The sequence below is a fragment of the Vibrio sp. 10N.247.310.17 genome (assembly GCF_041466605.1).
Taxonomy (GTDB): Bacteria; Pseudomonadota; Gammaproteobacteria; order Enterobacterales; family Vibrionaceae; genus Vibrio; species Vibrio tasmaniensis_A.
In genome coordinates this window covers 4,954-22,713 of record NZ_JBFSTC010000060.1, presented here as the reverse complement: position 1 = coordinate 22,713, position 17,760 = coordinate 4,954, and the positions used below count along the sequence as shown (strand labels likewise).

Sequence of the window (17,760 nt, the reverse complement as noted above, 5' to 3'; positions counted from 1 at the left end):
CATGGCAAAACTAACACTGGTAGGCTTAGGGCCTGGCGCAATAGACCTAGTCACACCCGCAGCGCAACAAGCGGTAAAGAATGCAGATGTCGTTGCAGGCTACAAGCCGTATGTAGAATCAATCAGCACACTAATCGACACTCAAGGAGTCATTCAAAGTGGTATGACTCGCGAATGGGACCGCGCTCAAGCCGCAGTAGAAGAAGCAGCAAAAGGTCGAGAAGTCGTATTGGTATGTTCTGGGGATTCTGGCATGTACGCGATGGCGCCTTTAGTGCTTGAATTATTGGAGCAAAGCGCAGAATTAAACGCACAAGTTGAACTGGATATTATTCCGGGCATCACCGCGGCTAACGCCTGTGCTTCTTTAGTTGGTGCACCTCTTGGTCACGATAGTTGTACCATTTCTCTGTCTGACTTATTAACGCCTTGGGAAGTGATTACCAAGCGGATTGAAGCCGCGGCAATGGCTGATTTTGCGATTACCTTCTACAACCCTCGCTCTAAAAAGAGAACTCAGCACATTGAAACTGCACGTGAAATCCTTTTGGAACATCGTGACCCAAATACTCCCGTTGCTATCGTGAATGCTGCGTATCGTGATGAGCAAAAAGTCACACTGACAACACTGGCTGAATTTACCAAAGTGGAATTTGGTATGAACGCCGCGGTCGTGATAGGTAACAGCAACAGCTACCGATTTGGTGATTGGATCGTAACACCGCGTGGCTACACCAATAAATATCAACTGAAAGACGGCAAGGTACTAGAAGGTCAAAAACGTGGCCATTCATTAAAAGTTGAACCTAAACCAGAATCAGTGACGGAAGAGGCAAACTAGTATGACGGTATTTTTTATCGGCGCAGGGCCGGGTGACCCAGATTTAATCACAGTGAAAGGCGCACGCTTAGTTGAAGAGTGCCCTGTGATTGTTTACGCAGGCAGTTTAGTGCCAAAAGCCGTCATCGATCGCGCTCACCCTGATGCACTGGTCTATAACTCCGCTGACATGGATCTTGATGATCTAACCAATGTGTACCTAACCGCACACGAAAAAGGTCAAAACGTTGCACGCGTTCAAACTGGCGATCTTTCAATTTACTCGTCGCTTGCAGAACAAACACGTCGCTTGAACGAACTTGGCATTGATTGGAAAGTGGTTCCGGGCGTCTCCTCTTTCCAAGCGAGTGCCGCAGCTCTTGGCCAAGAACTGACGCTACCTGAAAAGTGCCAGACCATTATTCTTAGCCGAGCATCAGGTCGAACGCCTGTTCCTGAAAAAGAGAATCTACGCGCCCTTGCCTCTCACGAAGCAACACTGTGTTTATTTCTTAGCGCAACATTAATTCGTAAAGTGGTTCGTGAATTATCAGATGTTTACCCGCAAGATTGGCCAGTGGCTGTCGTTGAAAAAGCCAGTCACCCTGAACAGCGAATATTTCGTGCTACATTGGGTACGATCGCCCAAGTTATGCATGATGAAGGGATTCGCTCCACCGCGATGATCATCGTCAGTAAAGTGCTAGGCGACAATGATTTTGTTGACTCTAAACTCTACGATCCGACCTTCTCACACGCTTGCCGAAAAGCACGTGTCGTTGAAGAGGGTGTAGCTGAAACTGGAACATTGGAAGACGATAAGAGCGCAGACTAACCTCGCTCATTAGCTGTTGACTGGTTTGTGCGTTTATTCATTTTCACTATCCAGTCAGCAGCATTATTTGGCAGACATAATGATCTTTTTTGATTTAAATTTTGGTTATTCAAGTTTAGCGATCTCGCTAATGATGATCGCCGCTTTGGTGCTTGATCACTTATTGGGTGAGCCTAAACGATTTCACCCTTTGATCGGTTTTGGCAATGCGGTTCAGAAAATCGAGAAGCTGTTAAACCGAGCCACTAAACTCTCAGGTTTGATCGCGTGGATAACTGCGACTGTTCCATTGTGCTTACTCAGCTTTTGGCTACAACATACGCTACTAAGCATGGGGAACACATTAGGCGTTTGGCTATTTAATATCGTGGTTCTGTATATCGCGATAGGTCAACGTAGCCTGCTTGAGCACGCCCAGTGGATCCACCAGCCACTGAGCCAAGGTGATCTTGATTTAGCGCGAGAGAAAGTCGGTTGGATCGTTAGCCGTAATACTGAAGCCATGGATCAACGCCAGATCACGTCATCGACGATTGAGTCGGTATTAGAGAATGGTAACGATGCGATCTTCGGCACTCTATTTTGGTTTGCACTGCTTGGGGCTCCAGGGGCATTACTGTTCCGATTAGTGAACACACTTGATGCGATGTGGGGCTACAAAAATGAACGCTGGCTAGAATTTGGCTATGTGGCAGCAAAAGTCGATGATGTGATGGGCTGGGCACCTGCGCGCTTAACCGCACTTAGCTACAGCCTTTTAGGCAACACTAAGTTGGCTCTGAAATGCTGGAAAGAACAAGCTAAACATTGCTCGAGTCCAAACGGTGGCCCCGTAATGACATCAGGTGCCGGCGCACTACAAATTATTATAGGTGGCGATACTTATTACCACGGAAAACTTGTGAAAAAGCGTCCGATGGGGAAAGGTAATATTGCGACTTTAGAAGATATTCCACGAGCCATATCTTTGGTTCAAAAAACCAGTGTGCTTTGGGTCATCGTAATGCTATTGCTTTCTCTTTTAACTCTTTGTTTGTTTTGATTTCATGTCTATTTTAACTCTTTACTTTAAGTACGCTAATGACGATTAAACAACACTCAACCTCAAACGAACTTCCGCATCACGGTGGTAAGTTAATCGAGTTTTCATTGCACTATCAAAGGCCAATCGAACAATGGGTCGACCTTTCAACTGGAGTGAGCCCGCACCACTACCCTATACCTGAAATACCTGCATCGGTATGGAATCGGCTACCAGAAGACGATGATGGCTTAATCACAGCAGCGCAAACCTACTATCAAAGTGATGCCTTGTTACCCGTAGCTGGCAGTCAGGCAGCCATTCAATCGCTACCTCATATGATTGCAAAGACACAGCCAACACTGACGCACATCCTATTACCTCATACGGGTTACAAAGAACATCAACATGCGTGGCAGCAGTACGCAAAACAAAGCATACAAGCCGTCATATTCGACTTTTACCGACATAAACCGACAATCGAACAGCTCAAAACGGCAGACGTGGTCGTAGTGATTAATCCCAATAATCCAACTGCACTGAATGTGCCACCAAGTGAAGTGCTGACTTGGCTAGATCATATCCAAGATCATTCAACGCTCGTGATTGATGAAGCGTTTGTAGACTGTACTTCTGAGCTTTCAGTGTTACCAAGTTTCCCAACAGGAGTTCCAGATAACCTGATTGTATTGCGCTCAGTGGGTAAATTTTTTGGACTGGCAGGGATTCGCGCAGGCTTTTGTTTTGCCTCGCCATTGCGTTTAAATATTCTTAAACAACACCTTGGACCTTGGACACTCAGTGGCCCAACTCGCTATGTCACCACACATGCCTTGCTCAATTCTCACTGGCAAAAAGAAAACCGCCAACGCCTACATGAAGAGGCTCAGCGTATGAACCAACTCTTACAACAACATTTTGGTCAAATGGCGGGCTCGGTAAAAATAACATCACAGATACTCTTTCACCGAGTTGAAATCTCAGATTCGGCATCATGGCACCATCAGCTCGCCAAGTTAGGGGTTTTTACTCGTCATTGTGATGAAAACGATGCACTTCGTTTCGGGTTACCCGCCAACGAATCACAATGGCAAGCGCTCACTCGCGCACTCGAACAACTCAAGGAATAATTATGTCTACAGCTTACTGTTCTGCCCTAGTGGTAGGCGCACCTTCTTCTGGAAGCGGAAAAACAACCGTGGTCGCTGCTCTTGCAAGAGCTTTGGTTCAACAAGGAAAGAAAGTTCGAGTATTCAAAACTGGGCCTGATTTTATTGATCCACAATTTCTATCTATTGCATCAGACACGCCCACTTATCAATTGGATTTGTGGATGTGTGGTGAAGCGGAATGCCAACACTTAATTTATCAAGCAGCCCTAGAAGCGGATGTGATTCTAATTGAAGGCGTAATGGGTATGTTTGATGGCAAATGCTCAAGTGCTGATATTGCCGCTAAATTTAACCTTCCGATGTTGGCCGTGGTAGATGCTGGCGCAATGGCACAAACCTTTGGAGCCATTGTAAATGGCTTATCGACATTCCGTGATGACGTGGATGTATTTGGTGTAGTTGCAAACCGCGTAGGTTCTGAACGCCACGCTGAAATGCTAAAAGAAAGCCTAAAACCTGAAACCGAGTTTTGTGGTTGGTTACCAAAAGACATGGATTTGTCGCTGCCAGAACGCCACTTAGGTTTAGTACAAGCACAAGAGTTAGATGACATAGAAGAGCGACTTAATCACGCAGCCAAGCTACTACTAAAACATGGTGAGATCCCATTACCAACAGCACAAGCATTTGAAAAGCCAAAGCAAGCACTACCAGCCAGACATGAATCATTAACTGGCCATACAATTGCAGTAGCTCGTGATAATAGCTTTGCTTTCTTGTATCAGGCTAACCTTGATTTGTTGATCGAGTTGGGGGCAAAACTGTCATTTTTCTCACCGCTTGCACATGATGATTTACCAGTGTGTGACGCTTTGTATTTACCAGGAGGTTATCCTGAATTACATATGGATAAGCTAGCGCTCAATCATGCGTTAAAGCAGCAAATCATCACACACATTGAACAAGGAAAACCTTGCCTAGCCGAATGTGGGGGCATGTTATACCTCAACAAAGCATTGACTGATACAGAAAGCCAAACAGAAAACATGGTTGGCGCGTTAAATGCCAAAGCGACTATGCAGAAAAAGCTAGCCGCGCTGGGGATCCTAGAAGCTAATTTCAATGGTCAAATGCTGCGTGGGCATACTTTCCATTATTCAAAAACAGACAGTAAAGAAACCGTGCTAACTCAACCTGAATCTCAATATGGTAGGCCAACCGATCCTGTTTGGATAAAACAAAGCACCATAGCTTCTTATGCACATTGGTACTTCCCGTATAACCCTGATTTAGTAGTGAAAATATTTAAAGGAGCGCTTAATTAAGCATGGCTGAAAAAACGCACCTTGAACGCTTTCACTAAGAACCGTTTGTCAAAAGTTGATATTTGCCGCTTCACGGTCAATAGTTAAAATAATGTTAATGAACAAGTCAAGATCAGACTTTGTTTCGTGAACTATTTAGCTGATGCGCGCTTACATCAAAGACGTCGCCAAGTCGGGCATCGAGTTTCGTTCGCTGCAATTTAACTGCAGCGCAGGTAGAAAACCGATCAAGGAGGATCTATGCCTCGTACATTGAATACACAAGACTTCGACGATAAACAAAAAGAAATCAAAGACTCAGAATACGCTCGTACAATACCATGTAATCAGGTGAGCATTTCAGCGCCCTTTCATTGGTTGTCGCTTGCTCTGCACGACTTAGTGAGAATGCCATTAATCAGCGCATTTTACGGTTTGTGCTTTATGGGTGCGGCCATCGCCATTGTTCAACTTGTCCAATGGCAAGGAACACATTTAGTCGTTATGCCAAGCTTGATTGTGTACATGCTAATAGGGCCGTTTCTTGCCCTAGGCTTATATGACGCAGCCTGGGAAAGAGAAAAGGGGCACAACGCTAGCCTACTGCACTCGATGAAAGCCATCACACGCAACTCAACCCACCAATGGGCGTTTGCGATTGTATTAATGGTTGCGATGATATTCTGGATGCGTATCGCTGCATTATTGCACGCACTTTACCCTTCAGTGCAAGGGGCACCATTGACCGAATTTGCTCCCTTCTTAATTACAGGGTCTGTGATTGGTTTTGTTATCGCTAGCCTGATATTTAGTATCTCAGCATTTTCAATTCCACTAATGATGGAAAGACGTGTAGATGTAATGAGTGCGATTTTTACTAGCTTCAACGCTGTTAAATCAAACATCCCTGCGATGGTCGTTTGGGCGGGTATCATTGGTACTGGTATCTTAGTCGGCTTCGCGACCTACGGTGTGGGTATGATTGTAACGATGCCATTACTTGGTTACGGAACATGGCATGCTTACCACGAAGTCATCAAAAAGAAACATCACGTTTAAATCGTTTCACGATCGATGAGCAATGTTATGATGAGGCCTTAGCTTAAACGCTGAGGCTTTTTTTGGAGTTAACAACGCTTGTCTTACACCCCGCAACAGCATCGAGTAAATAAAAAACTGGGCGAATGCCTAGCTATTGCTAATCAACATTTTTCTCGTGAATTTCCATGCCCAGCCGTCACTTACAAGTTAAGAGGAAAGGCTGCGGGAAAAACCTACCTCCAGTTAAACGAGATAAAACTCAACCAAGTGCTATTCAGCGAAAATGAAGACGCCTTTATTAACGAAGTCGTGCCTCATGAATTCGCACATCTGATCACATATCAGGTCTTCGGACGAGTTAGGCCTCACGGAAATGAGTGGAAATACGTAATGGAAAAGGTATTCAATGTACCAGCCAGAACCACCCACAGCTTGGAAATCACCTCAGTGCAGGGAAAAACCTTTGAGTACCGCTGTGATTGCACCACTTACCCCTTGTCGATAAGACGACACAACAAAGTCATCCGCAATCAATCAACTTATCGTTGCCAGCAATGCCAACAAACCTTAGCTTTTACCGGCCTTCAATTGAGCTAAGTCTTGAGCTCATAAGATAACGCGAATAAATGTAATAGAGTGAACTAACATTTGAGTGCTAGACTGTTGTTTATCATACTTTCATCAGTCTTTTTCTATGCAAAAAACCTCTCCAAAAGTATTTGGCCTATCGGTGTCCTTTTACCTATCAATAGTATTTGGCCTACTGGTAACCCAAAGCGTTTTCGCCGCTCCACCAAGTTCGTTCTCCAAAGCCAAAAAAGAAGCCGTGAAGATTTATCTCGATCACCCGACTTCATTTTATTGTGGTTGTGACATCACTTGGAAAGACAAAAAGAAAGGTATCCCCGACCTCGACGGCTGTGGTTATCAAGTCAGAAAACAGCAAAAACGCGCTTCCCGTATTGAGTGGGAACACGTAGTTCCAGCTTGGCAATTTGGCCACCAGCGTCAGTGCTGGCAAGATGGCGGACGTAAAAACTGTACTCGCAATGACAAAATATTCAAATCGATGGAAGCCGATCTTCACAACCTGACTCCGGCAATTGGCGAGGTTAACGGTGATCGCTCTAATTACAACTTCAGCCAGTGGAATGGAATGGATGGCGTTAGCTATGGTCAATGTGAAATGCAGGTCAACTTCAAGCAGCGCAAAGTGATGCCGCCAGACCGAGCAAAAGGCTCTATCGCGCGAACTTATCTTTACATGAGTCAAGAGTATGGCTTCAAGCTCTCTAAGTAGCAGACTAACCTGATGATGGCGTGGAACAAGCAATTCCCTGTCGATAAGTGGGAATGTACGCGTGATGAGCGAATCTATGCGATCCAAGGTAATCACAACCCGTTTGTTTTTCCTGCTTGTAAATAACACGACTCAGGCAACCAACATCTCCAATTGCCTCCATCTCAAACAAGAGTTTCAGAATTGCCCCTGAAACTCTTGCGCTACCCTTGTTTTTTCAACTAAAAGCATCCATGTTAGGCAGAGACAAAATACCCAAATGAACATATTTATAGGTTTACCAGCATGAGAATCCCTCGCATCCATCACCCAGAACGCATTCATCAGTTAGGTTCACTCGCTTTAGACGAAGATGCCGCGGGTCATGTTGGTCGAGTCCTTCGTATGAAAGAAGGTCAAGATGTTCTTCTATTTGATGGCAGTGGCGCTGAATTCCCTGCGACAATTGCTGAAGTATCAAAAAAGAACGTCACAGTTAATGTTACTGAACGTATCGAGCGCAGCAGCGAATCTCCGTTAGACTTACATTTAGGCCAAGTGATTTCACGTGGCGACAAAATGGAATTCACGATTCAGAAATCGGTTGAGCTTGGTGTGAACACCATTACCCCTCTTATTTCAGAGCGCTGTGGCGTTAAGCTTGATACTAAACGCTTCGAGAAAAAGCTCGCACAGTGGCAAAAGATTGCTATCGCAGCATGTGAACAATCTGGCCGTAATACGGTTCCAGTTATTCGCCCAATCATGCAACTTGAAGAGTGGTGCAGCGAACCGAGCGAAGCGTTAAAACTAAACCTGCATCCTCGTGCAAAATACTCAATCAATACCCTTCCAGAGCCGATCAGTAAGGTGCGCCTATTGATCGGTCCTGAAGGTGGATTGTCAGCTGAAGAAATCGGTATGACAGAACAATACAAATTTGAAGAGACGCTACTTGGCCCACGTGTACTTCGTACCGAGACAGCAGCTCTAACCGCAATTACTGCCTTACAAGTCCGTTTTGGCGATCTAGGCTAGGAGAAAAAAATGATCAAACTTGGCATCGTAATGGATCCAATTTCATCCATTAACATCAAAAAAGACTCTAGCTTTGCCATGATGCTTGAAGCTCAGCGTCGTGGTTACGAAATCCATTACATGGAAATGGATGATCTACATTTAGATCAAGGCGTAGCCATTGCTGACACTAAGGTTGTTGAACTAAAAGAAGATCCAAACGGTTGGTACGAGTTCAAATCAGAACAGACTATCGCGCTATCCGATTTAGATGCGGTACTAATGCGTAAAGATCCTCCGTTTGATACTGAGTACATTTACGCGACCTACATTCTTGAGCGTGCTGAAGAGAACGGCGCACTGATCGTAAACAAGCCACAAAGCCTACGTGACTGTAACGAAAAGTTGTTCACGGCTTGGTTTCCAGAGCTAACACCCACTACCATCGTGACTCGTAAAGCTGAAAAGATTAAAGAGTTTCGTGAGAAGCATGGTGACGTGATCCTAAAACCACTTGATGGTATGGGTGGTGCATCGATCTTCCGCGTGAAGGAAGGCGATCCAAACGTATCCGTGATTATTGAAACACTGACCAACCACGGTCAAAACTACGCAATGGCACAAACCTTTGTTCCTGACATCAGCAATGGTGATAAGCGTATTCTTGTGGTTGACGGTGAACCAATGCCTTACTGCCTAGCGCGTATTCCTGCGAAAGGGGAAACTCGAGGTAACCTTGCTGCTGGCGGTACAGGTGAAGCTCGCCCGCTGAGTGAAACAGACTGGGCTATCGCAAGAGCAGTTGCACCGGCATTAAAAGAGAAAGGTTTAATCTTTGTAGGACTTGATGTTATCGGTGACAAACTGACTGAAATCAACGTGACAAGCCCTACTTGTATCCGTGAAATTGAAGCTGCTTTCGATATTTCGGTAACGGGCAAATTAATGGATGCAATCGAGCGTCGTGTTAACGCTAAATAGCCTAAACTAAAGAAAGCCTTAGCTATTCGAAAACACAAAAATATCTAGGCAAAGAACAATGAGCGGCTTTACGCCGCTCTTTTTCCTTTACTGGGAACACACTGGCAGGAGGCTCTATGAATTTAACGAACCACTTTCTGGTCGCTATGCCCGGAATGAAAGACCCATACTTTCAAAATTCGGTGATCTATCTTTGTGAGCACAATGACGAAGGTGCGATGGGTTTGATGATCAACGCTCCTATCGATGTCACTGTCGGCAGCATGCTCAAGCAAGTTGAGGTTGACTCTGAACAGCCGAAATCCAACCAAGCAAGCCTTGATAAGCCAGTACTTAATGGCGGGCCAGTTGCAGAAGATCGTGGGTTTATTTTGCATAAACCCAAAGGCAGTTATCAATCCAGCATCAACATGACGGATCAAATCTCAGTAACAACCTCGAAAGATATTCTGATGGTCTTAGGTACAGAAGATGAACCTATGCATTATCTGGTCGCGCTTGGTTATGCAGGATGGGAACCAGGACAACTGGAAATCGAGCTGACTGAAAACTCATGGCTAACCGTTGAGGCCGATCCAAAGGTTATCTTCGACACGCCAATTTCGGATCGCTGGAAAGTTGCCGTGCAAATGTTAGGTATTAACGCGGCTCAGCTTTCAGCAGACGCTGGACACGCCTAGCTCAAATTAGCTCCATAAAATAAATAAACACTCTCAAACACAGATAAATTTGGAAACCCCATGTCACGAACAATTATGGCATTTGACTACGGTACAAAAAGTATCGGCAGTGCGATAGGACAAGAAATCACAGGCACCGCAAGCCCTCTAAAAGCTTTTAAAGCCAAAGATGGCATCCCTAACTGGGACGATATCGAGAAGCAAATTAAGGAATGGCAGCCAAATCTTATCGTGGTTGGCCTTCCGACCGACCTTCATGGTAAAGATCTAGCAGCTATTACACCCAGAGCGAAGAAATTCGCTAACCGTCTTAAAGGACGCTTTGGTGTGGATGTTGAACTGCATGATGAAAGACTTTCTACGACAGAGGCAAGGGCCGACCTTTTTGAAATGGGCGGCTATAAAGCGCTAAGTAAAGGTAACGTCGATAACCAGTCTGCCGTCGTCATTCTAGAAAGCTGGTTTGAAGCACAATATTCTTAACGAAAATAATGACAATTGAATACGCATCTGCAAACGCCTGAGTTTTTAATCTCAGGCGTTCTTCTTTAGAGCCTATAGCTTCTACCCCATATCAATCTTAACGCCAGCCAACGCACCAGTTCCGTAGTCATCATCGCCACGTTTGGTCTTGAGCATTAAACGCAAGTCATTGGCAGAATCTGCACTATGGAATGCATCATCCTCGCTAATCTTGTCCGCAACCACTAAATCATACAAAGCTTGGTCAAAAGTCTGCATACCAATCTCTTTCGATTTGGCCATGGTCGCTTTTAACTCATGCAACTCACCACGACGAATCAAGTCAGATATACGAGGGCTATTCAGCAGAATTTCGAAGACACCATGACGACCATTGCCATTTTTATCGCGTATTAACTGCTGAGCGACCACACCACGCAGATTCATCGACAGATCAAACAGGAACTGTTCTTTCTGCTCTTTCGGCACCAAGTGAAGAATACGCTCTAGCGCCTGGTTAGCGTTATTGGCATGCAGGGTTGCCATACACAAGTGACCCGTTTCAGCAAAGGTCATCGCGTATTCCATGGTTTCACGACTACGGATTTCGCCAATCAAAATCATATCAGGGGCTTGGCGTAACGAGTTTTTAAGCGCGACTTCATAGCTTTCGGTGTCGAGTCCAACCTCCCGTTGAGTCACGATGCACTTTTTATGTTCGTGTACGAATTCAATCGGGTCTTCAACCGTCAAGATATGACCTGAACGATTGGTATTGCGATAGCCTGTCATCGCAGCCATCGAGGTCGATTTACCAGAGCCAGTCGCACCAACCACCAGCACAAGCCCGCGCTTAGCGATTGAAAGGTCTTGTAGTACGTCAGGAAGCTTTAATTGCTCAAAGGTTGGGATGTTAGTCTCGATGCGACGAATTACCGCTCCTGGCAGCTCTCGCTGAAAGAACGCACTGACACGAAAACGACCAAAATTACGCACGATAGCAAAATTAGCCTCACGCGTTTGCTTGTATTCATCTCGTCGATCTTGATCCATCATCGCATCAAGTAATTGAGCAACCTGAGCCGCATTCAGCTTCTCTCCTTGGGGGCGTAATTCACCATCCACACGAAAAAGGATTGGCGCATCGACAGTGATATAAAGATCCGACGCCTTTTGAGAGAGCATCCCTTCAAGAATTTGATTCAATTCCATTTTGTTCACCTTGATTAAAACATTGAGGTTTCAATTTCGATCTTTTTCTCGACCTCTTCCGAGTCAACCAAGCCTTGTGCCATCAGTTGTTTCGCGTTTTGCTCCATGGTCTGCATACCATGTGCCGCGCCCGTTTGAATAATCGAGTACATCTGCGCGACTTTATCTTCACGAATCAAGTTTCTGATTGCAGGTGTTGCCATCATGATTTCATGACAAGCGACACGACCACCACCGACACGCTTTAATAGTTTCTGGGCAATCACCGAACGTAACGATTCAGACAGCATCGAACGAACCATATCTTTGTCGCTACCCGGGAATACATCGATAATACGGTCTACGGTTTTTGCTGCAGAACTAGTATGCAAAGTACCAAAAACTAGGTGACCAGTTTCTGCGGCCGTTAACGCTAAGCTGATCGTCTCTTGGTCACGAAGCTCACCTACAAGAATTACGTCCGGGTCTTCACGTAACGCACTGCGCAGCGCAGCTTTAAAGCTGTGAGTATCACGGTGAACTTCACGCTGATTGACTAGGCATTTATTGTTGGTGTGAACGAATTCAATTGGGTCTTCAATGGTCAAAATGTGTTTGTTGTGATTACGGTTTACATAATCAACCATCGCCGCCAAAGTTGTCGATTTACCAGAACCCGTAGGGCCAGTCACCAGCACTAAACCTTTTTCATAATTGGCAATTTTTTCAAAAATATCAGGTGCGCCCAACTGCTCTAACGTTGGGATTTCTACAGGGATGGTTCGAAAGACCGCTGCGCACCCACGGGCTTGGTTAAAAGCATTAACACGGAATCGGCCAACATTGGGTAATTCAAAAGAGAAGTCGACTTCCAATTTTTCCTCAAACTCACCGCGCTGTGAGTCGTCCATGATCTCAAAAACTAAACGATGCACATCAGCATGACTCAAAGCTGGGATTCCAAGCTTCCTTACTTCACCATCTATACGTACCATTGGAGATACACCCGCAGAAAGATGTAGATCTGACGCGTTATGCTTTACACTAAAATCTAGTAACTCAGTGATATCCATTTATTTTCCCTTAAGTAAAGTCAGCTATGAGTAGTATTCAACAAAATATCGAACAAATCACCTCACAGATTCGTAGTGCTGAACAAAAGTGCGGACGAGCTCCAGACTCCGTGCAACTTTTAGCCGTCAGTAAAACTAAACCTATTGATGCGATTCTAGAAGCCGCACTCGGAGGTCAAGTTGCCTTTGGTGAAAACTATGTTCAAGAAGGTGTCGATAAAGTAAAACACTTTTCAGAACAACATTCTAACCTAAATTTAGAATGGCATTTTATTGGCCCAATCCAATCTAATAAAACTCGCCCTATTGCGGAAAGCTTCCAATGGGTGCATTCCGTTGATCGCGATAAGATCGCACAAAGGCTTCATGATCAGCGACCAAACGAGCTTCCACCTCTACAAGTGCTCATTCAAGTGAACACTAGTGGTGAAGATTCGAAATCAGGAACGTCAGAAGAGACAGTTTTTGCGCTCGCAGAGTTGATTTCGTCGCTCCCCAACCTCACTTTAAGAGGATTGATGTCGATTCCCGCAAACGTATCTGACTATCAATCTCAGCTTAAGGCATTTTCTCAACTGGCAGAGCTTCAACAAAAGCTCGCAGCAAAGTATCCAGACATCGATACCCTTTCAATGGGTATGAGTGGTGATATGGATGCAGCAGTTGAGGCTGGTAGCACAATGGTTCGTATTGGAACGGCCATCTTTGGTGCTCGTGATTACGCGAATAACCGTAGTAAGTAACCAACGACAAGTACAAATATTGATACAGCTTCGCTTGAACCGCGCAGCGACACGCTCAGGATTTTATATATGGAACATAAGAACATCGCCTTTATTGGGGCGGGAAACATGGTTCGCTCAATTGTAGCGGGCTTAGTCGCAAGTGGTTACCCAGCGCAAAAAATTACTGCAACAGCGCCTTCAGACACCAGAAGGCTGCCGCTAGAGCAAGAGTACAGCATCAATACCACCAGCGATAATATTGCCGCAGCAGAGCAAGCAGACGTTATTGTGCTATCGGTGAAGCCACAAATGATGGCTGATGTATGTAAACCCTTACAAGATATCGATTTCAGCAACAAACTGGTTATCTCAATTGCAGCGGGTATTAATGCGAATCGACTCAATGAGATGTTAAACTGCCAGCTGAACCTTGTTCGTGTGATGCCAAACACGCCATCGCTGCTTGGTAAAGGGATGAGCGGTCTTTATGCCGATTCAACAGTCAGCAAAAATGATAAAGACTTTGCTTCTCAGCTGATGCAAGCTGTAGGTGAAGTTAGCTGGGTTGAGCAAGAGTCTGGGATTAATAACATCATTGCGGCGGCGGGCAGTGCTCCGGCTTACTTCTTCCTATTTATGGAAGCGATGCAAGCCGAAGCAATCAACCAAGGCTTCGACCAGGAAACCGCTCGTAAATTAGTGCAGCAGTCGGCATTAGGTGCGGCAGAGATGGTGGTTGCAAATCCAGACACAGAATTATCTACACTGCGTGAACAAGTGACTTCAAAAGGCGGCACAACCGCAGAAGCACTGCGCACGTTTAACGACCATCAACTTTCAGATATCGTAGCAAAAGCCATGCAAGCGGCGGTTGCTCGAGCTGAAGAGATGGAAAAACTGTTTTAATACTAATTACAGTAAAAAAGCATTTTGTCGCTCGGGTTATATCTAAGCGGCAAGTAAATCCGAAAAAGGAAACAATATGAACTCGATGAGCTTTCTGATCTCGACCGTTTTTGATCTTTACATCATGGTTGTGATCTTGCGTATCTGGCTACAAGCATCACGTGCAGATTTCTACAACCCATTCTCACAATTTATCGTAAAAGCGACACAACCGGTTGTTGCCCCACTACGCCGAGTGATTCCATCAATAGGCAGCCTTGACCTTGCGACTGTTGTTTTCGCTTATGTGCTGTGTGTACTTAAGTTCGTCGCTCTAAACTTGATTATCTCTGGCGGTGCGGCTGTATTTGATATCAGCTTCCTGATCTTTGGCGCACTATCTCTGCTCAAAGCGGCTGGTGGGTTAATTTTCTGGGTTCTGCTAATCCGTGCAATCCTGAGCTGGGTTAGCCAAGGCCGTAGCCCAATTGAATACGTGTTCCATCAACTGACTGAACCAATGCTGGCTCCAATTCGTCGTATTCTTCCTGCAATGGGCGGTTTTGATTTAAGCGTACTGGTACTGTTTATTGTTCTGCAATTCGCGAACTTCTTAATGGGTGACCTAATTGGCCCTATTTGGTATCAGCTATAATTTAAGTACGAACCTCAGGTACTTTGACGATGCCAAAAGCGGTTTGGGCCGAGGAAGACGATATTATTCTTAGGCTCTATATCCAACCCAAGGCAAGCCGAGACAAAATTGTCGGCTTACACGGCGAGGAACTCAAAATTGCCATTACTGCACCACCGGTTGATGGCAAAGCCAATGCTCACTTAGCGAAATACCTTGCGAAACAATTTAAGGTCGCTAAAGGGCAAATTACGATAGAAAAGGGAGAGCTAGGTAGGCACAAGCAAGTTCGAATATGCTCGCCAAGCCAAATCCCAACTGAAGTCAAAGCCATCCTATGATGGCTTTTTGCTATTTATTGGAGTCATTATGCGTTTATGGATAACAGCACTACTCACCGCTCTTGTTGCCTTACCAAGTTCGGCAGGACAGTTTAAAAGTATCAAGGATGTCGAGGTTCATTATTCGGCTTTCAATTCCACGTTTTTAACTGCGCAGGTCGCTAAGCAATATAAGCTGAAACGAAACGGATACTCAGCGATTCTAAACATCAGCGTGCTAGACAACGCTTCTCTAGGCAAGCCTGCAACAACGGCTAAAATTACGGGAACAGCTCGAAACCTAGTAGGTAACACTCGCACGCTTAACTTCCGTGAAATAAAGGAAGGTGATGCAATTTATTACCTTGCTGAGTTCCCTATCACTCACGAAGAGAACATCACTTTTAATATCGATGTTAACGCCGGTTTGAAAGGCACAGGTCCACTGCGTTTCACACAAAAATTCTATATAGAAGAGTAGCTTCAAAGCTCACATTTCTAGTCATTAACTTATTAGAGCCACATCCCCATGAGTAAGATTGTTTTAGCAACAGGCAACCAAGGCAAAGTTCGCGAGATGGCAGATATTCTGTCTGAGTTTGGTTTCGACGTTGTCGCGCAAAGTGAATTTAACGTTTCAGAAGTCGCAGAAACAGGAACGACTTTCATTGAAAATGCCATCATCAAAGCTCGCCACGCTGCGAAAGAGACGGGGCTACCAGCCATTGCTGACGATTCTGGCTTAGAAGTTGATTACCTTAATGGTGCACCCGGTATCTACTCAGCGCGTTACTCAGGTGAAGGGGCTACTGATAAGCAAAACATCGAAAAGCTGTTAGATGCTATGCAAGGTGTCGATGTTGAAAAGCGTACCGCTCGTTTTCATTGTGTATTGGTGCTAATGCGTCACGAAAACGATCCAACTCCATTAGTTTGTCACGGTAAATGGGAAGGTCGCATTCTGACTGAAGAACACGGTGAGAATGGCTTTGGCTACGATCCTGTATTCTTTGTACCAGAAGATAACTGCGCCTCAGCAGAACTTGAATCGTCACGTAAGAAGCAACTGTCACACCGTGGTAAAGCCCTCGCGTCATTATTCAAGACTCTCAAGGAGCAAGCTCTGTAATGCACAATGCAGCGCTAATACCACCCGCACTCAGCCTTTATGTCCACATTCCATGGTGTGTACAAAAGTGTCCGTATTGTGATTTTAACTCTCACGCTCTAAAAGCCGAGATTCCTGAAAAAGAGTACATCGATGCTCTGCTTGAGGATCTCGATACCGATATCGAAAAATACCAACTTAATGGCGCACCTCGCCCATTGCATTCGATCTTTATTGGTGGCGGCACGCCGAGTCTATTTTCTCCAGAAGGAATAGGTCGATTGCTGCAAGGCATTGAACAACGCATCCCGTTCAAACCTGAAATAGAAATCACCATGGAAGCTAATCCGGGAACTATCGAAGCTGAGCGTTTTGCTGGTTACCAAAAAGCAGGTATTAGTCGTATCTCAGTTGGTGTACAAAGTTTTGAGCAAGAGAAACTGGAAAGGCTTGGGCGTATTCACGGTCAAGACGAAGCGGTTAACGCAGCTCATTTAGCGCATAAAATCGGACTAAATAGCTTCAACCTAGATCTAATGCACGGCTTACCCGATCAAAGCATTGATCAGGCCTTGGCTGATTTGGACAGAGCGATCGAGCTTAATCCTCCGCATTTATCTTGGTATCAGCTAACAATAGAACCTAACACCATGTTCTATTACAAAACGCCAAAGCTGCCTGACGATGATGACCTTTGGGATATTTTCGACTTAGGCCATAAGAAGCTCGCAGACGCAGGTTATGTACAGTACGAAATTTCAGGCTACAGCAAGCCGGGATATCAGTGTCAGCATAATCTCAACTACTGGCGCTTTGGTGACTACCTAGGTATTGGCTGTGGCTCTCATGGCAAGCTGAGCTTTGCAAATGGACGTATTGTTCGCACCACTAAGGTTAAACACCCTAGAGGCTACCTAGCCGCGTATCAGAATCTGGTGAAGCCCTATCTGTCGGATGAACTTGAAGTACCTAATGAGGACCGCCCTTTCGAGTTCTTCATGAACCGCTTCAGGCTAATGGAAGCGTGTCCAAAACAAGACTTCATTGATACGACTGGGTTAGAGTTTGATTCAATTCAGCCAACGATAGAGTGGGCCAAAGAGCTCGGTTATCTTAATGAAACCGACAGCCATTGGCAGATCACTGAAAAAGGAAAGCTGTTCCTGAATGATCTGCTTGAAGCCTTTATGGCTGAAGAAGACGAATAGAGCGAGATTCGAGATTCGAGATTCGAGATTCGAGATTCGAGATTCGAGATTCGAGATTCGAGAT

20 protein-coding genes and 1 pseudogene are annotated in these 17,760 nt (G+C 45.2%); 19 read left to right on the top strand and 2 right to left on the bottom strand.

Going from position 1 to position 17,760, the window contains the following annotated elements; genetic code table 11:
• Position 1: 1 nt before the first annotated feature.
• The 12 genes and pseudogenes from cobJ to ruvX all read left to right on the top strand — a co-directional run bounded on the left by cobJ (position 2) and on the right by ruvX (position 10,573).
• A complete protein-coding gene (cobJ, locus tag AB6D80_RS16090; protein ID WP_372189040.1) occupies positions 2-841 on the top strand; it encodes a precorrin-3B C(17)-methyltransferase in 840 nt (279 codons plus the stop codon).
• A 1-nt stretch (position 842) separates the two neighbouring features.
• Positions 843-1,655 carry a precorrin-4 C(11)-methyltransferase gene (cobM, locus tag AB6D80_RS16085; RefSeq protein ID WP_009847688.1) on the top strand — a complete coding sequence of 271 codons (813 nt, stop codon included), beginning with the start codon at positions 843-845 and terminating at the stop codon, positions 1,653-1,655.
• Between the two features lie 79 nt (positions 1,656-1,734).
• Positions 1,735-2,697, top strand: coding sequence for an adenosylcobinamide-phosphate synthase CbiB (cbiB, locus tag AB6D80_RS16080; RefSeq protein WP_372189038.1), 963 nt, complete (start codon positions 1,735-1,737; stop codon positions 2,695-2,697).
• Between the two features lie 38 nt (positions 2,698-2,735).
• A complete protein-coding gene (locus AB6D80_RS16075) occupies positions 2,736-3,806 on the top strand; it encodes a threonine-phosphate decarboxylase (RefSeq protein ID WP_372108132.1) in 1,071 nt (356 codons plus the stop codon).
• Positions 3,807-3,808: 2 nt separating this feature from the next.
• The gene (locus tag AB6D80_RS16070; RefSeq protein WP_372189036.1) at positions 3,809-5,113 is read left to right on the top strand and encodes a cobyrinate a,c-diamide synthase; all 1,305 of its coding nucleotides are present in this window, start codon (positions 3,809-3,811) and stop codon (positions 5,111-5,113) included.
• Between the two features lie 240 nt (positions 5,114-5,353).
• Positions 5,354-6,151, top strand: coding sequence for a DUF2189 domain-containing protein (locus tag AB6D80_RS16065; RefSeq protein ID WP_009847692.1), 798 nt, complete (start codon positions 5,354-5,356; stop codon positions 6,149-6,151).
• Between the two features lie 78 nt (positions 6,152-6,229).
• Positions 6,230-6,730 carry a SprT family zinc-dependent metalloprotease gene (locus AB6D80_RS16060; protein WP_372189035.1) on the top strand — a complete coding sequence of 167 codons (501 nt, stop codon included), beginning with the start codon at positions 6,230-6,232 and terminating at the stop codon, positions 6,728-6,730.
• A gap of 97 nt (positions 6,731-6,827) precedes the next feature.
• A pseudogene (locus AB6D80_RS16055) lies at positions 6,828-7,559 on the top strand (endonuclease).
• A 159-nt stretch (positions 7,560-7,718) separates the two neighbouring features.
• Positions 7,719-8,450, top strand: a complete 732-nt coding sequence (gene rsmE, locus AB6D80_RS16050; protein WP_017091302.1) for a 16S rRNA (uracil(1498)-N(3))-methyltransferase — start codon at positions 7,719-7,721, stop codon at positions 8,448-8,450.
• Between the two features lie 9 nt (positions 8,451-8,459).
• The gene (gshB, locus tag AB6D80_RS16045) at positions 8,460-9,410 is read left to right on the top strand and encodes a glutathione synthase (protein WP_017629553.1); all 951 of its coding nucleotides are present in this window, start codon (positions 8,460-8,462) and stop codon (positions 9,408-9,410) included.
• A gap of 116 nt (positions 9,411-9,526) precedes the next feature.
• Entirely contained in the window at positions 9,527-10,090 is a 564-nt protein-coding gene (locus AB6D80_RS16040; protein WP_065679492.1) for a YqgE/AlgH family protein, read from the top strand.
• Positions 10,091-10,150: 60 nt separating this feature from the next.
• Positions 10,151-10,573, top strand: a complete 423-nt coding sequence (gene ruvX, locus AB6D80_RS16035) for a Holliday junction resolvase RuvX (RefSeq protein ID WP_004735480.1) — start codon at positions 10,151-10,153, stop codon at positions 10,571-10,573.
• 81 nt (positions 10,574-10,654) lie between these two features.
• Here ruvX and AB6D80_RS16030 read toward each other — a convergent pair whose 3' ends face one another.
• Positions 10,655-11,764, bottom strand: coding sequence for a PilT/PilU family type 4a pilus ATPase (locus AB6D80_RS16030; RefSeq protein ID WP_029222974.1), 1,110 nt, complete (start codon positions 11,762-11,764; stop codon positions 10,655-10,657).
• A 14-nt stretch (positions 11,765-11,778) separates the two neighbouring features.
• Positions 11,779-12,816: a type IV pilus twitching motility protein PilT gene (locus AB6D80_RS16025; RefSeq protein ID WP_012604833.1), complete on the bottom strand. Its 1,038-nt coding sequence runs from the start codon at positions 12,814-12,816 to the stop codon at positions 11,779-11,781.
• 26 nt (positions 12,817-12,842) lie between these two features.
• Here AB6D80_RS16025 and AB6D80_RS16020 point away from each other — a divergent pair, with 26 nt between their 5' ends.
• The 7 genes from AB6D80_RS16020 (at position 12,843) to hemW (ending at position 17,696) form a co-directional block, all read left to right on the top strand.
• Positions 12,843-13,559 (top strand): YggS family pyridoxal phosphate-dependent enzyme, encoded by a 717-nt coding sequence (locus AB6D80_RS16020; protein ID WP_012604834.1) that lies wholly within the window; start codon positions 12,843-12,845, stop codon positions 13,557-13,559.
• Positions 13,560-13,628: 69 nt separating this feature from the next.
• Entirely contained in the window at positions 13,629-14,447 is an 819-nt protein-coding gene (gene proC, locus AB6D80_RS16015) for a pyrroline-5-carboxylate reductase (RefSeq protein WP_372189032.1), read from the top strand.
• 76 nt (positions 14,448-14,523) lie between these two features.
• Complete coding sequence (locus AB6D80_RS16010; RefSeq protein ID WP_012604836.1) at positions 14,524-15,081, top strand: YggT family protein; 558 nt, start codon at positions 14,524-14,526, stop codon at positions 15,079-15,081.
• A 29-nt stretch (positions 15,082-15,110) separates the two neighbouring features.
• Entirely contained in the window at positions 15,111-15,401 is a 291-nt protein-coding gene (gene yggU, locus AB6D80_RS16005) for a DUF167 family protein YggU (protein ID WP_372189030.1), read from the top strand.
• Between the two features lie 28 nt (positions 15,402-15,429).
• Positions 15,430-15,861 carry a DUF4426 domain-containing protein gene (locus AB6D80_RS16000; RefSeq protein ID WP_017101446.1) on the top strand — a complete coding sequence of 144 codons (432 nt, stop codon included), beginning with the start codon at positions 15,430-15,432 and terminating at the stop codon, positions 15,859-15,861.
• Between the two features lie 48 nt (positions 15,862-15,909).
• Positions 15,910-16,509 (top strand): XTP/dITP diphosphatase, encoded by a 600-nt coding sequence (locus AB6D80_RS15995; protein WP_017080776.1) that lies wholly within the window; start codon positions 15,910-15,912, stop codon positions 16,507-16,509.
• Complete coding sequence (hemW, locus tag AB6D80_RS15990) at positions 16,509-17,696, top strand: radical SAM family heme chaperone HemW (RefSeq protein ID WP_372189027.1); 1,188 nt, start codon at positions 16,509-16,511, stop codon at positions 17,694-17,696. The genes AB6D80_RS15995 and hemW overlap by 1 nt, the downstream gene beginning before the upstream one ends.
• Positions 17,697-17,760: the final 64 nt, after the last annotated feature.

Bases quoted from the DNA above. Each gene is read 5' to 3' on its own strand.
- cobJ (WP_372189040.1), top strand. From the start codon at position 2: ATGGCAAAACTAACACTGGTAGGCTTAGGGCCTGGCGCAATAGACCTA.
- cobM (WP_009847688.1), top strand. From the start codon at position 843: ATGACGGTATTTTTTATCGGCGCAGGGCCGGGTGACCCAGATTTAATC.
- cbiB (WP_372189038.1), top strand. From the start codon at position 1,735: ATGATCTTTTTTGATTTAAATTTTGGTTATTCAAGTTTAGCGATCTCG.
- AB6D80_RS16075 (WP_372108132.1), top strand. From the start codon at position 2,736: ATGACGATTAAACAACACTCAACCTCAAACGAACTTCCGCATCACGGT.
- AB6D80_RS16070 (WP_372189036.1), top strand. From the start codon at position 3,809: ATGTCTACAGCTTACTGTTCTGCCCTAGTGGTAGGCGCACCTTCTTCT.
- AB6D80_RS16065 (WP_009847692.1), top strand. From the start codon at position 5,354: ATGCCTCGTACATTGAATACACAAGACTTCGACGATAAACAAAAAGAA.
- rsmE (WP_017091302.1), top strand. From the start codon at position 7,719: ATGAGAATCCCTCGCATCCATCACCCAGAACGCATTCATCAGTTAGGT.
- gshB (WP_017629553.1), top strand. From the start codon at position 8,460: ATGATCAAACTTGGCATCGTAATGGATCCAATTTCATCCATTAACATC.
- AB6D80_RS16040 (WP_065679492.1), top strand. From the start codon at position 9,527: ATGAATTTAACGAACCACTTTCTGGTCGCTATGCCCGGAATGAAAGAC.
- ruvX (WP_004735480.1), top strand. From the start codon at position 10,151: ATGTCACGAACAATTATGGCATTTGACTACGGTACAAAAAGTATCGGC.
- AB6D80_RS16030 (WP_029222974.1), bottom strand. From the start codon at position 11,764: ATGGAATTGAATCAAATTCTTGAAGGGATGCTCTCTCAAAAGGCGTCG.
- AB6D80_RS16025 (WP_012604833.1), bottom strand. From the start codon at position 12,816: ATGGATATCACTGAGTTACTAGATTTTAGTGTAAAGCATAACGCGTCA.
- AB6D80_RS16020 (WP_012604834.1), top strand. From the start codon at position 12,843: ATGAGTAGTATTCAACAAAATATCGAACAAATCACCTCACAGATTCGT.
- proC (WP_372189032.1), top strand. From the start codon at position 13,629: ATGGAACATAAGAACATCGCCTTTATTGGGGCGGGAAACATGGTTCGC.
- AB6D80_RS16010 (WP_012604836.1), top strand. From the start codon at position 14,524: ATGAACTCGATGAGCTTTCTGATCTCGACCGTTTTTGATCTTTACATC.
- yggU (WP_372189030.1), top strand. From the start codon at position 15,111: ATGCCAAAAGCGGTTTGGGCCGAGGAAGACGATATTATTCTTAGGCTC.
- AB6D80_RS16000 (WP_017101446.1), top strand. From the start codon at position 15,430: ATGCGTTTATGGATAACAGCACTACTCACCGCTCTTGTTGCCTTACCA.
- AB6D80_RS15995 (WP_017080776.1), top strand. From the start codon at position 15,910: ATGAGTAAGATTGTTTTAGCAACAGGCAACCAAGGCAAAGTTCGCGAG.
- hemW (WP_372189027.1), top strand. From the start codon at position 16,509: ATGCACAATGCAGCGCTAATACCACCCGCACTCAGCCTTTATGTCCAC.